Raw genomic sequence first — 18,259 nt, 5'->3', positions numbered from 1 at the left:
GTTCTTCAATTCGTGGGCATGCGTGGGCCCGAGCGAGCAAGGGCTATAGCTCCAAAGCGGATTCGATGCGCTTGAGCTGGTGACGGGCCATGGCCAGGTTGGAGTTGGCCTTGTCCAGCACGACGTACAGGAACAGACCGCTGCCCCCGCGCCCCTTGAGCAACCGGATCAGGTGGTACTGGCTTCCCAGCGTGATGAGCAGGTCCTCGATGTCGTCCTTCAGACCCAGCATTTCCATGGTGCGGACCTTCGCCCGGATCACGTCGGTGTTGCCCGCGGCTGCGACCGACAGGTCGAGGTCCTTGCCGCCGCCGAGAGTTCCCAGCGCCATACCGCTGGTGTAGTCCACCAGTGCAGCTCCCAGCGTGCCCTCGATCGAGGTCATCGTCTCCTTCAGGGAGACTTCCACATTTGCCATCGGCGCCCGCGCCCTCTCTTCTCTCCGTCCACGCCCGACGCCACGCTTCCGCACCGCGCCGGACCTCTGTGCTGCTGACGCTACTGAGCGTGCGCAGGGCCGTGAGGAGAACAGGGGATTTGACGGAAAACACCTCCTCCCCCGGCTAAGATCCGCCCGACCCGCCTCCCTCTCGCTACCGCTAGACTTGCAGAGTTATGCAATTCACCAGTTCAGGATGTGAGTGGGGGTAGGGTGTGGCCGTCGAACGCAGACACACCTGGACCGTCCCCCTGGTGCCGGGCTCGGTGCGTGCCGCGCGGGAGCGTACGGAACGGTCGCTGGTGCTGTTCGGTCTCGCGGCCGGCTCCTCCCTGTTCGGGGCCGCACTGCTGGTGGTCAGCGAACTCGTCGCCAACGCCGTGCGCCACGCCGGGCGCTCCCCCCATGCCGAGGTCACCCTCACGATGACCGACCACCTGCTGGTGATCGACGTCGGTGACCTGGACCCGCGCCCGGTCACGCCGGCAGTCCTGGCCTCGGGTCAAGGCCTGCGGGCGGTCGGCGAACTCGCCCGCCTCCACGCCGGAGACGTACGGGTCGAGGCCGCTCCCGCAGGACACGGCAAGTCGGTCGTGGTCCGCTTCGTCCTGCCGGAGGGCACGCCGTGAACAGCAACGACGCACAGGTGACCCGGATGTACGAGATCACCTACCTGGACGCGAGCCAGGAAACCGCCACGCACGTGGCGGACGCCGGTGAGGTCCGCGACGTCCTGACATGGGCGGGCCGCCACGGCGTGAAGGTCCGCATACAGCCGTACGCGCGCGCAGACGTACGGGCCCACGAGCACCCGCCACACGGGCAGGAACCCGGTAGCCCCACACAGGGAGACGAGCAGTCGTGAGCGACCACACACCGGAGGAGTCCGCTGCCGCCGCGGCGAACCACGAGACGTGGAAGGAGAGGGGCGTCGCACTGCGCGCCTTCTTCTACATCTTCGGCACGCACCTGTTCGCCGGGTTCGTGTGGCTGTTGTTCTACCTGGGCCAGCACGCCCAGAAATAGGACGCCGCGGAAAAGGAGCGGCCGTCCCCCGGTGTCACAAGCGCGAGGGAACCCGCACTACGGGGGACGGCCGCCGTCAGGAGGCACGCACACCGCGCCCCGGTGGGCGCGCCACCGTACTAGCTGGGGTTGGTGGCCCGGAGGTCGGCCAGGAGTTCGGCCTGCCCTTCGAGCACCCCGGAGAGGATGCCGCGCGCCACGCGCAGCAGTTCCGCGACCCGGGGGCTGGTGAGTCGGTAGTACACGGTGGAGCCTTCGCGCCGGGTGACGACGAGGTTGGCCTTGCGCAGGACCGCGAGCTGTTGGGACAGGCTGGCCGCTTCGACGCCCACCTCGGGCAACATCTCGGAGACCGCGCGCTCGCGCTCGCTGAGCAGTTCCAGCACACGGATGCGGACCGGGTGGCCGAGGGTCTTGAAGAACTCCGCCTTGAGCTGGTAGAGCGGCGTACTCACCTGTGCGGTGCCGCCGTCGGTTTCGTCCGCCTTGCCCGTCGCGCGTGTACTGCGCACCTCGTCCACCCAACGCTCATCGTCCCGGGGGACGTCCCGCGCCCCCACTCATAGTGTGTGACCTCCACAATTGCAGATTCCTGCAATTGTGGAACACCCGCGTCCCGGTTCGTGACGAGGTTGTCGCTCATGATCCCGTCCTCGCCGGCTCGGTCGACCGCTGCCCATCGGGCCAGTCGTCGGTGTGCCACTCCTTGCCGGCTCCCCCGCCCCGCGGGTGGAACGACGCCTCGTCCCCCCGGTGGTGGGCGGCCAGCGCGGAGTGCAGGTCGCAGTGAACGATCACGGCCGGGCCGTCGGCGGCCGGGACCAGGGAGCCGTCCGCAGGGATCGCGGCCAGTTCCAGGGTCCGCCCGTTCGCGGCGAGCCTGCGGGCGGCCTGCGCGACCGCCAACTGCCCGCCGGCCGACCAGCCGAGGAGTTCGGTGAGGTCGAGGACGACCGGCCCGGTGCCGCGGGCCAGGGCCCAGCCGACCGCTCCGGTGAAGCGGGCGGTCGCGTCCGCGCCGAGGTATCCGGCCAGGGACAGCACGCCCAGGCCCTCGTGTGTGGTGTAGCGCCACTCGATCGTCATGTCAGTTCCTCGGCTTCACAGGGGGAGAGTGATCCAGATGCTCTTGCCTCGCCCGTCCGCGTCGCCGCGCATGACGGCGGTGCCGCCGAGCTCCATGGTCATTTCGACCACGGTGGCGAGTCCGCTGCCGGGGGCCGTGGCGAGGGCGCCGTACATGGGCGGCTGATAGGGGTGGCGGTCGTGGACGGCGAAGGCGAGCACGCCCGGCCCGTACGCATAGGTGACCGTGATCGTCGGGGTGAGCGCGGCGGCGTGCCGGACCGCGTTGGTGACGAGCTCGGCCAGGATGAGCAGCGCCGGTCCGACGCTCGGGTGGCACAGCCCGACGCCGCACTCGACCAGGACCAGTTCGGCGGTCTCGCGGGCGATGCGTACGGCCGAGCCCACGGGCGGCACGGTCAGTACGTGCCGGTACGGAAGCGTCTCCAGCTGTACTGCCGTCACCGGCCCGCTCCGGCGACGGGGCGGGCGAGGCGGAACCCGGACACGGACTGGGGGTGCAAACGCAGCAGGGTGTCGTGCGGGCCGTGGGTCCAGCCGGGCAGCGTGCGCCGGTAGTGGGCGGCCTCGTCGGGGTCGGCGATGACGTCGGCCGGGCCGTACACGGTGACGGTCCAGCCGGTTCCGGTCGGCTTGCCGATCTCGTCGGCGTGGTACGTGAGCTGCGCTCTGCGGGGGACGGCCGAGGCCTGGACGGGAGCGCGGACGACGAGCCGCCCGTACTCCATGACGTGGGAGGCGGGGCGGACGACGGCCTGCTCGCGCTGGAGGTAGACCAGCCTCCCCTGTGAGGAGCCTTCCAGGAGCCACAGGGCTTCGGTACCGGAGACCTCGATCATGTGGAGGCCGGCGTGGGCTGGGGCGGTCATCGCGGGGCCTTCCGGGTGTGGTGGGGGTGTGGCCAGTGCCCGACCGGCACCAGGCCAGCCTGTTCCAGGTACTTGCGGGCTCCGGCGATGGCTTCGGGGGTGGTGGCGTACTCCCGGCCTTCGTTCTGTAGGAGTTCGAGCGCGCCGACGGAGTCCAGGGCCTGGCGCTGGCTGGGGCGGATGCCGGAGGTCATCACGGCGATGCCGCGCCGGTTCAGCTTCTCGATCGCGTCCTTCAGGACGAGGGCGCCCGTGGCGTCCATCGTCGTCACGCGGGACATGCGCAGGATCACCACGCGCACGTCGCAGACCTCGGAGAGTTCGAGGAGGAAGCGGTGGGCGCCGGCGAAGAACAGCGGCCCGTCGAGCCGGTAGGCGACGATGTGTTCGGCCAGCAGCGCGTGTTCCTCGTCGCTGTGCTCGCCGGGCAGGTCCGGGCGGAAGTCGACCTGGTTCAGGCTGGCTTGGGCGGCGACGGCGCGCAGGGCGAGGGCTCCGGCGACGACGAGGCCGATGATCACCGCGTACACGAGGTCCAGCACGAGCGTGGCGGCAGCGGTCAGGACCAGTACGAGCGCGTCAGAGCGGGTTGCCTTCGCCATCGCGCGCAGCGCGCCGACCTCGACCATCCGTACCGCGGTCGCGAGCAGGACGCCGGCCAGCGCGGCGAGCGGGATCTTGGAGACCAGCGGTGCGGCGGCGAACACGATCGCCGCGAGGACCACGGCGTGGGTCAGCGCGGCGAGGCGGGAGGAGGCTCCGGAACGCACGTTGACCGCGGTGCGGGCGATCGCCGCCGTCGCGGGCACACCGCCGAACAGCGGCGCGGCCAGGTTGGCGATGCCCTGGCCGAACAGTTCCTTGTCCGGGTCGTGCTTCTGCCCGACCGTCATGCCGTCCGCGACCGTCGCCGACAGCAGCGATTCGAGCGCGGCCAGGGCGGCCACGGCTATCGCCGGGGCGATCAGGGAGCCGAGCGCCGACGGGTCGAGGAAGGCGAGGGAGGGTGCGGGAAGCCCGGCCGGGAGGTTCCCGATGGGAGCCGCCCCGTGCAGGGAGAAGACCTGGACGACGAGCGTGGCGGCGATGACCGCGACGATCGAGAACGGAACCGCCGGCCGCCAACGCGCGCCGAGCAGCATCACCGCGGCCACTCCGAGGGAGAGTCCGATGGCGGTCCAGTTCGGGGACTGCGCGAAGTCCACGACGGCCCGCCAGGCCACGAGGACGACCTTTTCGCCGTCTGGTTGGGGCACCCCGAGGGCGTTGGGCACCTGCTGGAGGCCGATCACGCACGCGATCCCCAGGGTGAATCCCTCCACCACCGGCGCCGGCACGTAGCGCATGTACTGTCCCGCCCGCAGCAGGGCGAGGGCTATGAGCAGCACGCCGGCCATGAGGCCGACCGTCAGCACCCCGCCGGGCCCGTACGCGGCGACGATCGGCACGAGCACCACGGTCATGGCACCGGTCGGCCCGGACACCTGGAGGTTCGACCCGCCGAAGAGGGCGGCGAGGGCGCCGGCGACCACTGCGGTCGCCAGTCCGGCTTCGGCGCCGAGCCCCGAGGACACCCCGAAGCCCAGGGCCAGGGGCAGGGCGACGATCGCGACGGTCAGCCCGGCCAGCAGGTCCCGGCGCGGCGCACGGCCCATCGCGGTGAAGTCGGCGCGGACGGGCAGCACCGCACGCAGGCGCCGGGCCGCACCGAGGAGTAGGGCGTTCACGGTGCGGACACCTCTCCCTCCCGCAGCTCCGCCAGGAGCCCGGTCTGCCCGACCAACACTTCGGTCAGGATGCGTCGGGCGGCGAGCATCAGGTTCGCCACGTCGCCGCCGGCGAGCTCGTAGACCACCGTCGAGCCGTCGCGCGCCGAGGTGACGATCCCGGAGCGCCGCAGGACCGCCAGCTGCTGAGACAGGGCCGAGGGCTCGACCTCGATCGCCGCGAGCAGTTCCCGTACCGGCATCGGCCCGGGCTGGAGCAGTTCCAGTACGCGTATGCGCACCGGGTGGCCGAGCATCCGGAAGAACTCGGCCTTCGCTTGGTACAGCGGAACCGCCATGTTCTCCCACCTTCGTTCGATGACCCTGGCAGCCGGGGAAGGGCCTGGTGACGCAACCCTTCCGACACCTGCAAATACAACAACCTCATGATGTATGGAATTGCAGAATTTTGCAATTCGTGGATCCGTGGGGCCGCTCTCGATCTACGGGCTCGCGGGCCGGGCCGCCGTCGGACGACGGCCCGGGCGGGCCGGCGGGCGGGGCGGCCCGGGCGGGCGGGGCGGGGCGGCCCGGGCGGGCGGGGCGGGCGGGGCGGCCCGGGCGGGCGGGGGGCCGGGCGCACGACCCGCCTGGCCCTCTTCGGGCGGCGGGCCCGGGCGTGTTCCGGGGCGCCCTTGGGTACGGTCGGTCGTCCGTCAGCGCCCGGTGCCGGCCGCGACCGAGTCGATGACGCCCTGCCAAACCCGGCGGTACCCCTCGCGCAGCGGGCCGCCCACGAGGTCGAGGACCTGCGAGGCGGCCTCGATCAAGGCGGCCGGGTTCCCCGACCCGCACAGGCGCAGGTGTCCTTCGAGCAGGGCCGCGCCGCGTACGCCGTCCGCCTCCCGAAGGCGCCGCGGCAGCCATTTCCCGCCGCCCGCCCACACCCGGTGGTGGTCGAAGAGCAGGTCCGCAGCCGTAGTCAGGACGAACCCGGCCACGGCAAGGCGCTCCGCGGGGTCGACGGCGTCGCCCAGGTCGTCCAGCGCGTCCGTCAGCCCGTACCGCTTCGTCTCGACGATCTCCGGCTCCAGCGCGGGCGGGCCATTACGCAGATCCGCTTCGGCCAGCGCCCGGGCGCGTACGGCCTCCCCCTCCCTGTCGAGCAGGACGAGACCGGTGGCGTACATGCTCTGGAGGACCGCGCGGCGTGCGGCGGCGTCCGCGGCGAAGAGGTCTTCGAGCCCGGCGCGGGTGTGGACGAAGAGCTCCACGACCCGCCCCTCGAACCGGATCGTCTCCCGACACGTCTCCCCGCCGTCCTCGACGAGCACCGCGAGGTCGAGATCGCTGCTGGCGGTCGCCCGCCCCAGCGCCGTGGAACCGGCCAGGATCACGGCAAGGGCATCGGGAAAGCGGTCCCGTACGAGACGTCGGGCCTGTTCGATCGGTCGTTCAAGATCCATGTCCGGCATGATTCCACGTACCGGTCCGCGCACCGAGAGGCTTTGTCGCAGGTGCGGCCCGTTCGCGGCGCCGCTCGCGGCTCAGGGCTCCGCCGCCCGGCGGTCGGTCCACATCGGGTCCGCTCCGATGACCTTCGTCTGCCCGGCCGCAAGGTGAGCCCGAGCCCCACACCCTCGTGTTCCTACGTCACTGCCGCGACGGGCCCGGAGGCGGAGCCGGGGCCCCGCCCACCGGGTCGGACTACTCCTGGCGCTCCGGCGTGGAGCTGAGTCGGAGGTGGTACCGAAGGCCGGGGCACCCGTCGATGTCGACGTCCCCCACCACGAGGAAGCCGTTGCGGCGGAGCACGGCCATGGACGCCGGGTTGTCCAGCGTCGTGACGGCGGTGAGTGCGCGGAGCCCGTACGCGGTGGCTGCCAGCCGGCGCACTTCCTCGACCGCGGCCGTGGCTGTGCCCCGGCCCGCCGCGTGCTCTGCGATCCGGTAGCCGAGTTCGGCGGCCCCTTCCGCGACGTCGACGAGATTGACGCGGCCGGTCAACTCCCCCTGCTCGTCCAGGACGACGTGGAAATGGCACACGCCGGCGTCCTGCTCCGCGAGGAGGGCGCGGTGCCGGGCGGCGAACTCGGCGAAGTAGGCGTCCCCACGATCCGGCACGGACCGAGCGAAGTACGCCCGGTTCCGGCGTTCGAAGGCCAGCAACGCTTGGGCGTGGTCGGCCCGGAGCCGCTCCAAACTGATCACGCCGGACAGCTTACGCACCGATCGGCGGGGCCGCGCGGCGGTTATCGCGACCAGCGGACGGACCGTCATGGCCGGTCCTGGCGGCAGCGTTCGCCCCACACTTGCCCTGCGCTCGCCCGCGTGCTCGCACCGATCGTCCGGCACGGCCGGCCCCCGACCCGCGGGACAGCCGTGCCGGGTGCCCGCGCGCTGCACCCTTCGGGGGATCGGGGACGGCGCCGTGGACGGTGCGCCCCGGCGCCGACCCCGGTCCGGCTCAGCCCGCCGAAGAGCGAGCCGATCAGGGTGCGCCGGGCGCCGAAGCGTCCGATGACCTTCGCGGCGTACGAGCCGGCGAAGAAGGCGGTGACCGCCCAGGGGAGCGCCGACCGGCTCAGTCCCAGGTCCTTGCCGAGCGCCGGCAGGGACGGCAGGGTGCGCCGTCGCACGCCCGGCCTGCGCCGGGAGGAGGTCGCCGTGCTCGCGGGGGTGGGGGTGTCCTGGTACCAGTGGCTGGAGCAGGGCCGCGACATCACGGTGTCGCCCCAGGTCCTCGACTCGGTGGGCCGGGTCCTCAAGCTGACGAGCGCCGAGCGCCGGCACCTGTACGTGCTGGCGGGGCTCAACCCGCCCGCCCTGGAGGTGGCGCCGGCCGACCGGGACATGTGCCAGGGCCTGAGGCGGCTGATCGACGCGTGGATGCCGTTCCCCGCTCACATCATGGACGGGTACTGGAACACCGTGATGTACAACGACGCGGCAGCGCTGGTGCTGGGCATGCGACCGGAGATCGTGCAGAACTGTCTGATCGCGTTCTTCACCGACCCCCTCTACAAGGCCCGTTCGAGGCACTGCGGAGATCGCCTGTACGGTGGTCGCGCAGTTCCGGGCGGCGTGCTCGGAATGGCCCGGCGACGAGGGGTTCCAGGCGGTCGTCGAGGAGGCCAAGAAGGTCAGCCCGGAGTTCTCCGGGCTGTGGGACCAGCGGGACATCCGTCCCGGCGGTCAGATGCAGAAGGAGATCGAGCACCCGGTGGTGGGCACGCTGTTCGTCGAGTCGACGCAGCTACGGGTCCCGGCCCGCCCCGACCTGTCGATCGTGCTGCACACCCCGCTGCCGGGCACCGACACGGCCGAGAAGCTGGAGTGGCTGTCGTCGGCGGAAGGGCGGCGGGGAGCCATGTACCCGATCGCCGGCTGAGGCCCGTCGGGGCCCGCCGGAAGGACTTCGGCGGGCCCTGCGCACCGGGCGGGGATCAGCCGGGCAGGTGCGCGGTTCAGCGGCCGGCAGCGCGCCCGTGGTCGGACTCGATGAGGGCGATCTCTTCGTCCACGGCGGGAACGTCCGCCTGGCGGTCCATCAGGACCAGTTGCTCGCGGTAGCGGGTCAGCGAGTTGAGGAGGAGTCCCTCCCGTCCCGGCTCCAGAGCGCACATGCGCCGCGCGGCAGCGACGGACTCGGCCCGGAGGGCCAGCGCCGTCTGCGGCTGGTGGGCGAACTCCTGCCGGCTGTACTCCAGTAGCGCGACCGCCAGCCGGGGCAGGTACACCAGCGGGTTCACCTCGACGAGCACGCGGTAGGCGGCGACCTGTTGCCGGCTCGACGGCTCCTCCGATCCGAGGAGGGCCACCCGGGCTCGAAGTACCGCGTCGTGATTGATGTTTGTCGACTGATCGATGTTCGCCGAGTGATTCATGACGGCGATCTTCCAGGCCGTACGGGTGCCCGAACAAGGTTCTCAGGCTGTGCCGTTGGTCCTACGAAAACCGCTTCTGACCTGTCATGATGGATACGTCTTCACCCCTGCGCCCCGGGCGGGCCGCGCACCACGAGCCGCCGCGGGCCGACCCGAGGCTGCGAGCGCACGGGGACCGCCGGAGCGGCGGGGACATCCACCGCCGGGGCGCCGTCAACGGCGCGGCGAGATCCAGCAGCCATGGCCGGGGCCGTACCCCGCCCTACCCCAGCCTCAGCCCGCCCCTGCCCACGGCTCGGCCATCGCGGGGTCTCCCCCGGGGCGGGTCCCGGTGCGCCTCGGGGTTGGTGGCGACGACGCCCCGGGGAAACATCGGATAAATCGCCATAAGTCCAGTCGCCATCCGACTCGGGCAGGACCACTTGAGTGATCAAAGCGGCAGGGGGGTTAGCATGTGAGCGCCGCCTAGCTCGAAAGATAAACCTGTGACTGTCAATGACGACTCGTTCACCAACTGGAAGAACCGCGAGGAGATCGCGGAGTCGATGATCCCGATCATCGGGAAGCTGCACCGGGAGCAGGACGTCACGATCCTGCTCCACAGCCGCTCCTTGGTGAACAAGTCGGTGGTCAGCATCCTGAAGACCCACCGATTCGCTCGGCAGATAGCCGGCGGGGAACTCTCCGTCACCGAGACGCTGCCGTTCCTGCAGGCCCTCACCGCGCTCGATCTCGGCCCTTCGCAGATCGACATCGGCATGCTGGCCACCACCTACAAGGCCGACGACCGCGGCCTGTCGGTGGCCGAGTTCACCGCCCAGGCGGTCGCCGGCGCCACGGGCGCCAACAAGATCGAGCGCTGCGAGCCCCGCGACGTCGTCCTCTACGGCTTCGGCCGCATCGGCCGCCTCGTCGCCCGCCTGCTCATCGAGAAGGCCGGCTCCGGCAACGGCCTGCGACTGCGCGCCATCGTCGTCCGCCAGGGCGGCGACCAGGACATCGTCAAGCGCGCCTCGCTGCTGCGCCGCGACTCCATCCACGGCCAGTTCCAGGGCACGATCACCGTTGACGAGACGAACAGCAAGATCATCGCCAACGGCAACGAGATCAAGGTGATCTACGCCAACGACCCGTCCGAGGTCGACTACACGGCGTACGGCATCCAGAACGCGATCCTCATCGACAACACCGGCAAGTGGCGCGACCGCGAGGGCCTGTCCAAGCACCTGCGCCCCGGTATCGACAAGGTCGTCCTGACGGCGCCCGGCAAGGGCGACGTCCCCAACATCGTCCACGGTGTCAACCACGACACGATCAAGCCGGACGAGCAGGTCATCTCCTGTGCTTCCTGCACGACCAACGCGATCGTGCCGCCGCTGAAGGCGATGGACGACGAGTACGGCGTCCTGCGCGGCCACGTGGAGACCGTCCACTCGTTCACGAACGACCAGAACCTGCTGGACAACTACCACAAGGCCGACCGTCGTGGCCGCTCCGCGCCGCTCAACATGGTCATCACCGAGACCGGCGCCGCCTCCGCCGTGGCGAAGGCACTGCCCGACCTCAAGGCCCCGATCACCGGCAGCTCGATCCGCGTCCCGGTGCCGGACGTCTCGATCGCGATCCTCAGCCTGCGCCTCGGGCGCGAGACCAACCGTGAGGAAGTCCTCGACTACCTGCGGAACGTGTCGCTGACCTCGCCGCTCAAGCGCCAGATCGACTTCACCAGCGCGCCCGACGCGGTCTCCAGCGACTTCATCGGCTCGCGCCACTCTTCGATCGTCGACGCCGGCGCCACCAAGGTCGATGGTGACAACGCGATCCTCTACCTCTGGTACGACAACGAGTTCGGCTACTCGTGCCAGGTCATCCGCGTCGTCCAGCACGTCTCCGGGGTGGAGTACCCGACCTACCCGGCTCCGGCGGTCTGATCCCCCCGCGGACCGACCGCCCCATCCGCCGTGCCCGCGGTGGGGGCGACCCGATCCCGACGGGGATCGCATCGCCCCCACCGCGGGCCGGACGGAGCGGGACGCACACCGCGCGAAAACTCGGATGTGCGGTGCACCGGAGTGCTGTTAGGTTCCTCGTGTGCCGAAGTTGAATCAGATCATCGCAGTGGAGAAGGGCGTCAAGTCCAAGTCTCTCCAGGAGTTGACCCAAGCCCACCAGGACGTCCAGAAGCCGGCGCTGCTCGCCGGCATCTCGCGGACGTACCAGCCCAAGGACGAAGAGGGCGAGCAACTGCCGCCCGAGTCCACGCGGGTACAGGTCAAGGCGGAGGACGTGCTGCGCGCGACGGCGGGAACGCTCACGCGACTGTTCGACGTGACGGCGACGAAGGACTGGGCGAACCGTACGGCAGCCGCGGACGTCGTCATCGACGGAACGGTTCTGCTGCCCCAAGTGCCGGTCCCCTACCTGCTGTTCCTTGAGAAGCAGCTCACTGACCTGCACACGTTCGTACGTAAGCTCCCCGTGCTGGACGCCTCGGAGGCCTGGAACCTCGACCCGTCGACGGACTCCTGGAAGACCGACCCGGTCCGCACGATCCGCACCAAGAAGGTGCCGCGCAACCACGTGAAGGCCGAGGCCACCGAGAAGCACCCGGCCCAGGTCGAGGTGTACTACGAGGACGTGCCCGTCGGCTACTGGACGACGGTGAAGTTCTCCGGCGCGCTCCCGGCCCGCCGGGTCAACGAGCTCCTCGACCGGGTCGAGAAGCTCCAGCAGGCCGTCAAGTTCGCCCGCGAGGAGGCCAACGGCGTCGAAGTCACCGACCAGCGGGTCGGGGACGCGGTGTTCGGCTACCTGTTCCGGTAGCCTCAAGATCGCCCCCTGTGCGAGCGGGGGGGGTGCGCGAAGAGCGCAAAGCTGAAACTGATGTTGAAGCTGACCAAGGGGTGTCAGTTGGGGGTTCGAATCCCTCCCCCGGCACACGAGCCGGGGTGGCCCAAGCCTGGCAGAGGCGGCCCCGTGAAACTCAGATTCTCGCTCCAGTCTCAGCATTCGCCGCCGAACGCCGGATCGACCGAGCGCGGACGATCATCGATGGATGGGGGTTCAAGTCCCCTCTGCGCCTCTCTCGTGGCGCGGTAGTTCAAAGGCAGAACACGTCGATCTCAGAATGATCCGCGACTCTTAAACGCCGCCGGTGTGCGCAAATGGGTGGCAAACTGGAGCCCGGGAGCTGGATATGCTCCCGGGCTCCGTCACGTTCCGGTGCCGTCGCCGCAGGAGCGGACCGGTCACCAGGAGCGCAGGAGGAGCAGGGCGATGTCGTCGGTGCGGGGGGCGATGCCCTGCGCATGGGCGATGAGGTCGTCCGCCAGACGGGTCAGCGCGTAGTGCTCCGGGGTTGCCGTGATCTGGGCGGCGCTCTCGCGAATGGCGTCCTCCAGGTCTCGACCGGGCGCCTCGACCAGGCCGTCCGTGTAGAGGGTGAGCAGGGTGGTGGGGGTGAAGGGGATCTCCACCGCCGTGTAGGACGCCTCGGGGTCGATGCCCAGCAGCAGGCCGGGCGGCAGACGGAGCATCTCGGCCGGACCGTCGCCGTGGCGCAGCAGGGGTGGCGGGTGGCCGGCCGTGGCCAGCTGGGCGGTGTGGGCCGCGAGGTCGATGTGGGCGTACAGGCAGCTGGTGAAGAGTCCCGGTTCGAGGTCGGTCAGGAGCCGGTTGGTACGGGCGAGGACTTCTGCCGGCGGGGCGCCGGCGCTGGCGTGGACGGCCGTGCGGACCTGACCCATGAGGGCGGCGGCGTTGACGTTGTGGCCCTGGACGTCGCCGATGGTGGCCGCGACGGTGGTCTCGTCGATGCGGATGAGGTCGTAGAAGTCACCACCGATGTCGAGGCCCTCTGCCGCGGGCAGGTACCGGGCGGCCACCTCAAGGTGCGGGACGTGCGGCAGGGCGTGCGGCAGCAGGCCGGTCTGCAGGCTGTGGGCGAGCTGGTGGGTGGAGTCGTAGAGGCGGGCCCGTTCCAGGGCCTGGGCGATGAGGCCGGCGATGGAGGACAGCACGGCCCGTTCGCCGGGCGCGAAGGAACGACGGTGGGCGTAGGAAAGGACGAGGGAGCCGACGGGACGGTTGGAGGCGATCAGGGGCAGGAAGGCCCAGGCCGCCATGCCGTCCAAGATCTCAAGGGTCGGGAACGCGGCCCGGAGTTCGCTCACGTCCTCGAAGAACAGGGGGGTGCCGGTCCGCAGGACGTGGGAGGTGGGAGTGCCGCTGTTCAGCGAGATCCCGTCGTAGTGGGCCATGAGTGCGCTCGTATGGCCGCGGTAGCCGATGATGCGCAGGCGCCGTTCCTCCTCGACCAGAAGGGCCATGGCCTGGGCCCCGAGACCGGGAACCAGCTGGTCGGCGGCCTGATCGACCACATCGCGCGTATGGGCCGCCTCGGTGAGCGTGGCCGCCAGGTGCATCAGCTGGTAGAGGGCGGTGGCGCGGCTGGGCCCCGCCTCCTGGGGGGCGGTCGTGGGAGCGGCGGCCGGCGGTACGGACAGGTCGGTGACGTGGGTGATGCGGACGCTGATCCCGGTGTCGTCCGGGTAGAGGTCGAAGCGCAGGTACCGTCCGGCCGGGTGCGCGGTGGTGAAGGTTCGGGGCAGGCGGCTGATCGCCGCGGCCCGGTAGTGGTCCTCGATCGCGGGCGTGTCCATCCAGGGCAGGGCCGCCCAGGGCAGGGCGCCGAGCAGGCGGGAGGCGGGCGCGCCCAGCAGGTCGGCCGCTTCGGGGGTGATGAAGGTGATCTTGCCGTTCATGTCGAGCGCGACATTGCCGCCCGGCAGCCGCCGGATGAAGGCCAGGGCGAAGGCTGCCTCGACCGGTCCGGGGGTGGGGGGCGGGGGCGGTTGGAACACGACCGGATGGGTCGGCGGCCGGACCGGCCGCCCTTCTTCGGCGGCCTGCAGCAGGATGTGCGCGAGACGGTGACAGGCCGATTCCACGGCCCGACGTTCCCGTTCGTCGAGCCGGGGCGCGTGCGAGCCCGGCCACATGAACACCGCGCCGGCCCCCGTGGGCCCTGCCGCTTCGGCGGGACGGGCGGTGACCGGAGCGGCGGCGAGGGCGAAGTCGTACGGGAGGACGAGGCCGAGGCGTGGGTAGCGGCGGGCTGCTTCCTCCCGGTCGCCCAGCCAGACGAACCGGTCTCCGCGTACCGCGTCGGCCACCGGAATCGGATCGTCCAAACCCACCCGGGACCAGGGCGCCGCAAACTCGCGGGCCACCCCGGTGGTCATCGCCAGGTGCAGGACGCGCCGTGCGGGATCGGGCAGGTAGAGCATGCCGATGGACGCCCCCGCGGCGCTGCGGGCCTGGATCAGCGCCTCCCCCAGCGCCCTCTGGTCCGCCCACTGCTCGCGCCCCGGAAGGTTTCGCACCCCTCCATGTTCCCTCACACCCTCTCGCACGTCGGCCCCCGTGCCTCGGCGAGCCCGCGGCAGCCCGGCCGGACGACGCCTGCTGCGGGGCGGACGGCGCCCCGACGGACTACCGGGTCGCCCGGCCGCGGACGTACTCCGATGCGGCGTCCAGGAGCCACTCGGCCAGGTAGCCGGCGAAGGAGGAACGCACCAGGACCTGGAATCCGGGACCAGGTGCGTCGAGCGGGACCAGCGCCACCTGTGCGCGGGCCAGCGTGGTCTGGGCGCAGCGGCCCGGGCCGAAGGAGCGGGGGTGCAGGTCGAGGGAGCAGCCGTGTGCGAGGAGTTCGCCGGACCGGGCGCCGGCGACGAGCAGGGTGGTGCGCTGCGCCGAGACGTCGACGACCGCGGCGTACCGGTCGCCGACGGCGCCGCGCAGCCGGGCTTCCAGGTGCGTTCGAGCTCCGGCCGGGCCGACGACGAGCCATTCGTCCGGGCCCAGCCACAGGGCCGCGAGTTCGCCGCCGCGCGCGACGGTGTTGGGCTCCGACGGCAACGGGAATCCGAGCGCGAGTGCGACCGGGTCCGCGGCCGGCCCCTTGGAGTCCAGCCGCACGTCGACCTGGGTGAGGAAGGGGATTTCCGCAAGTCGCAGTGCCCCGTGCGACGCGCGGGTGGCGCGGGCCAGGCGTTCGGCGTACTGCGACAGCGGGCTCACCCGGTCGCTCGGGTGGGCGGAAGCGGTGTCAGCCATCCCGGCGTGCCCCTTCGGGGTCGTAGAGAACAGGAGGTGCGACCGTGACCGGAACCAGCTCTCCTCCTACCGGCGCGTACAGCCGGTCGCCGATCCGGTCCCGGCCGCCCTTCACCAGGGCGAGTGCGAAGGTGCGGTCGAGGGCCGCGCTGCGGTAGCTGGAGGTGACGTGGCCGAGCATCGGTACCGGTGGTTGCGGCAGTACGGCGCCGGCGACGAGGTGGGTGCCTTCGGGGAGCAGGACCCCCGGGTCGTCCGGTAGCAGTGCGACGAGGTGCTTGCGGTCGGGCCTGGCGGTGTCGGCCCGGGTGTGCGAGCGCTTGCCGATGAAGTCGGGTTTCTTCCCGGACACCACCCAGCCCATGCCGAGGTCCTGCGGGGTCACGGTGCCGTCGGTGTCCTGGCCGACGATCGGGTACCCCTTCTCGGCGCGCAGGACGTGCATGGTCTCGGTGCCGTACGGGGTGATGCCGAGCGGGCCGCCGGCCTCGTACAGCGCCTTCCACAGCGCCGGGGCCTCCCATGGCAGTACGTTGATCTCGTAGGCGAGTTCGCCGGAGAAGCTGATGCGGCAGACGCGGGCCGGGATGCCGGCGACGGTCGTGTCGCGCCAGGTCATGAACGGGAATCCGGCTGCGTCCACGGCGAGTTGCGGGGCCAGTGCCCGCAGTACGTCACGGGAGCGCGGCCCGACCAGGGCCACGGTGGCCCACTGTTCGGTGACCGAGGTGCAGTGCACGCGCAGTTCGGGCCACTCCGTCTGGAGCCACTCCTCCATCCAGTCCAGTACGGCCGCTGCGTTGCTGGTGGTGGTGGTGAGGAGGAAGCGGTCGTCGGCGAGCCGGATGGCGGTGCCGTCGTCGAACAGCATCCCGTCGGCGCGGCACATGACGCCGTAGCGGATCGCGCCGACCTTCAGGGTGCTCATCACGTTGGTGTAGAGCCGGTCCAGGAAGACCCCTGCGTCCGGCCCCTGTACGTCGATCTTGCCCAGGGTGGAGGCGTCCATGAGGGCGACGCCCTCGCGGGCGGCCCGGCATTCGCGCAGCACCGCCGCCGTCCTGTCCTCTCCGGCCTGCGGGTAGTACCAGGGGCGTTTCCACTGGCCGACGTTCTCGAACACGGCGTCGTGCGCGGCGTGCTGGTCGTGCAGCGCGGTGACGCGTACGGGGTCGTGCAGCGGGCCTCGGTCGCGGCCGGCGAGGGCGGCGAACGAGACCGGGACGTACGGCGCGCGGAAGGCCGTCGTACCCGTCTCGGAGGGGTCGACGCCCAGCAGGTGCGCGACGACTCCGCTCGCGAGCACGCCCGAGGTCTTGCCCTGGTCGTTGGCCGTGCCCGCCGTGGTGTAGCGCTTGAGGTGTTCCACGGAGCGCAGGCCGGCGCCCGTCGCGCGGGCGAGGTCGTCGACGGTGACGTCGCGCTGGAGGTCCACGAAGGAGCGGGCGGTGTCGGCTCCGGGGACGACCCACAGGTGCCGGGCAGGTGTTCCGGGCTGCGCCGCCACGGGCGGGAGCGGGAGCGCATCGGGTACGGCGAAGCCCTCTGCTTCGAGCGCCCGGGCTCCGGCAGCTGCGCCCGCTGTCAGGCAACGGGACAGGTCGAGCTCGCCGGCCGCCGAGCCGGCGACCTCCACGGCCTGCCGGCAGCCGTCGGGCACGAACGTCCCGAGCGCCGGGTCGTAGCGCAGGCGCCCGCCCGCCTGGCTGAACAAATGGACGACCGGGTTCCATCCGCCGGAGACGAGGAGGAGGTCGGCGGCGATCTCGCGGGTCACGGCGCCGTTCCCGGCGGGGACCACGGTCACGGAGGTGACCCGCCCCGGGGCCGGTGCGGCCGCCGCTGCGGCCGCCCCCGCCGTGCCCGTCACGAGGTGCCCGGCGAGCACCTCGATGCCGGCCCGCGCGGCCTGGTCCGCCCACTCCCCCGGGTCGGTCCGGGCGTCCACGACGGCCGCGAGGTCCACGCCGGCCGCGGCCAGGTCGAGTGCGGCCGCGTACGCACTGTCGTTCGTGGTGAACACGACCGCGCGGCGGCCCGGGAGGACCCCGAACCGGTTGACGTACGTACGGGCGGCGCCGGCGAGCATCACGCCGGGGCGGTCGTTGTCGGCGAAGGCCAGTGACCGTTCGTGGGCGCCGGTCGCCAGGACGACCCGGCGTGCGCGGATCCGCCAGACCCGCTCGCGCGAAACGTACGCGGGTGCCTGCGCGCCCAGGTGGTGGGTGCGGCGTTCCACGGCGAGCACGTGGTTGTCGTCGTAGTGGCCGAAGACGGTGGTGCGGCGCAGCACCCGGACTTCGGGCGCCGCGTCGAGTTCCGCGCCCGCCGCGGCGGACCACTGCGGCAGCTCTCCCGTGCCGAGCAGGCTGCCGCCCGGCTCGGGCTGGTCGTCGGCGAGGATCACGCGCGCCCCGCTGCGGGCGGCCGCCGTGGCCGCGGCGAGGCCGGCCGGGCCCGCTCCGACGACCAGCAGGTCGCAGTGGGCGTGCACGGCGTCGTAGCGGGCGGGATCCGGTCCGGTGGCGAGTCGTCCGCGCCCGGGCAGGCTGCTCGCGACGAGCCCCTCGTACAGTTCGACGGTGGTCGCCGCGAGCATCGGTTCGGGGAACGGCGCCTCGATCTGCACGACGGCGTTCGGCTCCTCCACTCCGGCGGTGAAGATCCCGCGCGGGCGGCCGAACCTTGTGCTGGTGCCGGCCTGGAGGACGCCGCACGCGATCAGTGCGGAGGCAAGGGTGTCGCCCTGGTAGCCCTGGTGGTCCACGCCGTCGAAACGGAAGCCGAGCGGTTGGTCCCGCCGGACGCGGCCCCGGTCGGGGAGACGGAAGGAGTCGGTCATGGGATCACCGGTCCCGGCTCGCCGGCCCGGTAGACGGCGAGGATCTCGTTGGTCGCCGTGTCCCGGACGGCGTTGAACCAGCGGCGGCAGCCGTCCGCATGGCACCACCGCTCCGCGAACGGCCCCTTGGGGTTGCCGCGGAAGAAGAGGTAGCGGGCCCAGGCCTCGTCGCTCAGGGTCGCGGGGTCCGCGGGGTGGGGCACGTGCGCCTGGCCGCCGTAGTGGAATTCGGCCTCGTCGCGCGGCCCGCACCAGGGGCAGGGAATGAGCAGCATCGTCGGGGC

General features: G+C 71.5%; 17 protein-coding genes and 2 pseudogenes. 6 read left to right on the top strand and 13 right to left on the bottom strand.

Annotation, left to right across the window (positions count from 1 at the left end):
• Nucleotides 1-43: 43 nt before the first annotated feature.
• Nucleotides 44-418: a hypothetical protein gene (locus ABZZ20_RS03040; protein ID WP_356866062.1), complete on the bottom strand. Its 375-nt coding sequence runs from the start codon at nucleotides 416-418 to the stop codon at nucleotides 44-46.
• A 236-nt stretch (nucleotides 419-654) separates the two neighbouring features.
• Between ABZZ20_RS03040 and ABZZ20_RS03035 the strand changes: the two genes are divergently transcribed.
• The 3 genes from ABZZ20_RS03035 to ABZZ20_RS03025 are packed head-to-tail and all read left to right on the top strand — an operon-like array spanning nucleotide 655 to nucleotide 1,465.
• The gene (locus ABZZ20_RS03035; RefSeq protein ID WP_356866061.1) at nucleotides 655-1,068 is read left to right on the top strand and encodes an ATP-binding protein; all 414 of its coding nucleotides are present in this window, start codon (nucleotides 655-657) and stop codon (nucleotides 1,066-1,068) included.
• A complete protein-coding gene (locus ABZZ20_RS03030; RefSeq protein WP_356866059.1) occupies nucleotides 1,065-1,304 on the top strand; it encodes a hypothetical protein in 240 nt (79 codons plus the stop codon). The genes ABZZ20_RS03035 and ABZZ20_RS03030 overlap by 4 nt, the downstream gene beginning before the upstream one ends.
• Nucleotides 1,301-1,465 (top strand): DUF6126 family protein, encoded by a 165-nt coding sequence (locus ABZZ20_RS03025; protein WP_356866057.1) that lies wholly within the window; start codon nucleotides 1,301-1,303, stop codon nucleotides 1,463-1,465. Before ABZZ20_RS03030 ends, ABZZ20_RS03025 begins: the two co-directional genes overlap by 4 nt.
• 119 nt (nucleotides 1,466-1,584) lie before the next feature.
• Here ABZZ20_RS03025 and ABZZ20_RS03020 read toward each other — a convergent pair whose 3' ends face one another.
• From ABZZ20_RS03020 to ABZZ20_RS02985, 8 genes are all read right to left on the bottom strand, one after another.
• Complete coding sequence (locus ABZZ20_RS03020; RefSeq protein ID WP_356866156.1) at nucleotides 1,585-1,920, bottom strand: metalloregulator ArsR/SmtB family transcription factor; 336 nt, start codon at nucleotides 1,918-1,920, stop codon at nucleotides 1,585-1,587.
• 184 nt (nucleotides 1,921-2,104) lie between these two features.
• Nucleotides 2,105-2,551, bottom strand: coding sequence for an STAS domain-containing protein (locus tag ABZZ20_RS03015; RefSeq protein ID WP_356866055.1), 447 nt, complete (start codon nucleotides 2,549-2,551; stop codon nucleotides 2,105-2,107).
• Between the two features lie 15 nt (nucleotides 2,552-2,566).
• Nucleotides 2,567-2,995 carry an ATP-binding protein gene (locus ABZZ20_RS03010; RefSeq protein WP_356866053.1) on the bottom strand — a complete coding sequence of 143 codons (429 nt, stop codon included), beginning with the start codon at nucleotides 2,993-2,995 and terminating at the stop codon, nucleotides 2,567-2,569.
• On the bottom strand, nucleotides 2,992-3,420 hold the full coding sequence (locus ABZZ20_RS03005; RefSeq protein WP_356866051.1) for a pyridoxamine 5'-phosphate oxidase family protein: 429 nt from the start codon (nucleotides 3,418-3,420) through the stop codon (nucleotides 2,992-2,994). The genes ABZZ20_RS03010 and ABZZ20_RS03005 overlap by 4 nt, the downstream gene beginning before the upstream one ends.
• Nucleotides 3,417-5,075, bottom strand: a complete 1,659-nt coding sequence (locus tag ABZZ20_RS03000) for a SulP family inorganic anion transporter (protein WP_356866154.1) — start codon at nucleotides 5,073-5,075, stop codon at nucleotides 3,417-3,419. Before ABZZ20_RS03000 ends, ABZZ20_RS03005 begins: the two co-directional genes overlap by 4 nt.
• A 68-nt stretch (nucleotides 5,076-5,143) precedes the next feature.
• On the bottom strand, nucleotides 5,144-5,485 hold the full coding sequence (locus ABZZ20_RS02995; protein ID WP_356866049.1) for a metalloregulator ArsR/SmtB family transcription factor: 342 nt from the start codon (nucleotides 5,483-5,485) through the stop codon (nucleotides 5,144-5,146).
• Nucleotides 5,486-5,842: 357 nt separating this feature from the next.
• Nucleotides 5,843-6,592 (bottom strand): nucleotidyltransferase domain-containing protein, encoded by a 750-nt coding sequence (locus tag ABZZ20_RS02990; RefSeq protein WP_356866047.1) that lies wholly within the window; start codon nucleotides 6,590-6,592, stop codon nucleotides 5,843-5,845.
• Nucleotides 6,593-6,833: 241 nt separating this feature from the next.
• Nucleotides 6,834-7,337, bottom strand: a complete 504-nt coding sequence (locus ABZZ20_RS02985; protein WP_356866045.1) for a GNAT family N-acetyltransferase — start codon at nucleotides 7,335-7,337, stop codon at nucleotides 6,834-6,836.
• A 417-nt stretch (nucleotides 7,338-7,754) separates the two neighbouring features.
• Between ABZZ20_RS02985 and ABZZ20_RS02980 the strand changes: the two are divergent.
• Nucleotides 7,755-8,517: pseudogene (locus ABZZ20_RS02980) on the top strand (helix-turn-helix transcriptional regulator); the annotation flags it as partial.
• A gap of 76 nt (nucleotides 8,518-8,593) precedes the next feature.
• Here ABZZ20_RS02980 and ABZZ20_RS02975 read toward each other — a convergent pair.
• Nucleotides 8,594-9,013 (bottom strand): hypothetical protein, encoded by a 420-nt coding sequence (locus tag ABZZ20_RS02975; protein ID WP_356866043.1) that lies wholly within the window; start codon nucleotides 9,011-9,013, stop codon nucleotides 8,594-8,596.
• Between the two features lie 485 nt (nucleotides 9,014-9,498).
• Between ABZZ20_RS02975 and ABZZ20_RS02970 the strand changes: the two genes are divergently transcribed.
• The gene (locus ABZZ20_RS02970; protein WP_356866042.1) at nucleotides 9,499-10,944 is read left to right on the top strand and encodes a glyceraldehyde-3-phosphate dehydrogenase; all 1,446 of its coding nucleotides are present in this window, start codon (nucleotides 9,499-9,501) and stop codon (nucleotides 10,942-10,944) included.
• Nucleotides 10,945-11,104: 160 nt separating this feature from the next.
• Nucleotides 11,105-11,836: a hypothetical protein gene (locus tag ABZZ20_RS02965; RefSeq protein ID WP_356866040.1), complete on the top strand. Its 732-nt coding sequence runs from the start codon at nucleotides 11,105-11,107 to the stop codon at nucleotides 11,834-11,836.
• Between the two features lie 425 nt (nucleotides 11,837-12,261).
• Here the strand turns inward: ABZZ20_RS02965 and ABZZ20_RS02960 are convergent, their stop codons facing one another.
• The 3 genes and pseudogenes from ABZZ20_RS02960 to ABZZ20_RS02950 form a co-directional block, all read right to left on the bottom strand.
• Nucleotides 12,262-14,397: a SpoIIE family protein phosphatase gene (locus ABZZ20_RS02960; RefSeq protein ID WP_356866038.1), complete on the bottom strand. Its 2,136-nt coding sequence runs from the start codon at nucleotides 14,395-14,397 to the stop codon at nucleotides 12,262-12,264.
• A 109-nt stretch (nucleotides 14,398-14,506) separates the two neighbouring features.
• On the bottom strand, nucleotides 14,507-15,133 hold the full coding sequence (locus tag ABZZ20_RS02955; protein WP_356866036.1) for a sarcosine oxidase subunit gamma family protein: 627 nt from the start codon (nucleotides 15,131-15,133) through the stop codon (nucleotides 14,507-14,509).
• Nucleotides 15,126-18,250: pseudogene (locus ABZZ20_RS02950) on the bottom strand (sarcosine oxidase subunit delta family protein). The gene ABZZ20_RS02955 and the pseudogene ABZZ20_RS02950 overlap by 8 nt, the downstream one beginning before the upstream one ends.
• Between the last annotated feature and the right edge of the window lie 9 nt (nucleotides 18,251-18,259).

Origin of the sequence: Streptomyces sp. NPDC006430, from assembly GCF_040612395.1 — a bacterium.
In the GTDB taxonomy this organism is placed as follows: domain Bacteria; phylum Actinomycetota; class Actinomycetes; order Streptomycetales; family Streptomycetaceae; genus Streptomyces.
The sequence above is the reverse complement of the archived record's forward strand: the minus strand, read 5'-3'. Positions and strand labels throughout refer to the sequence as shown.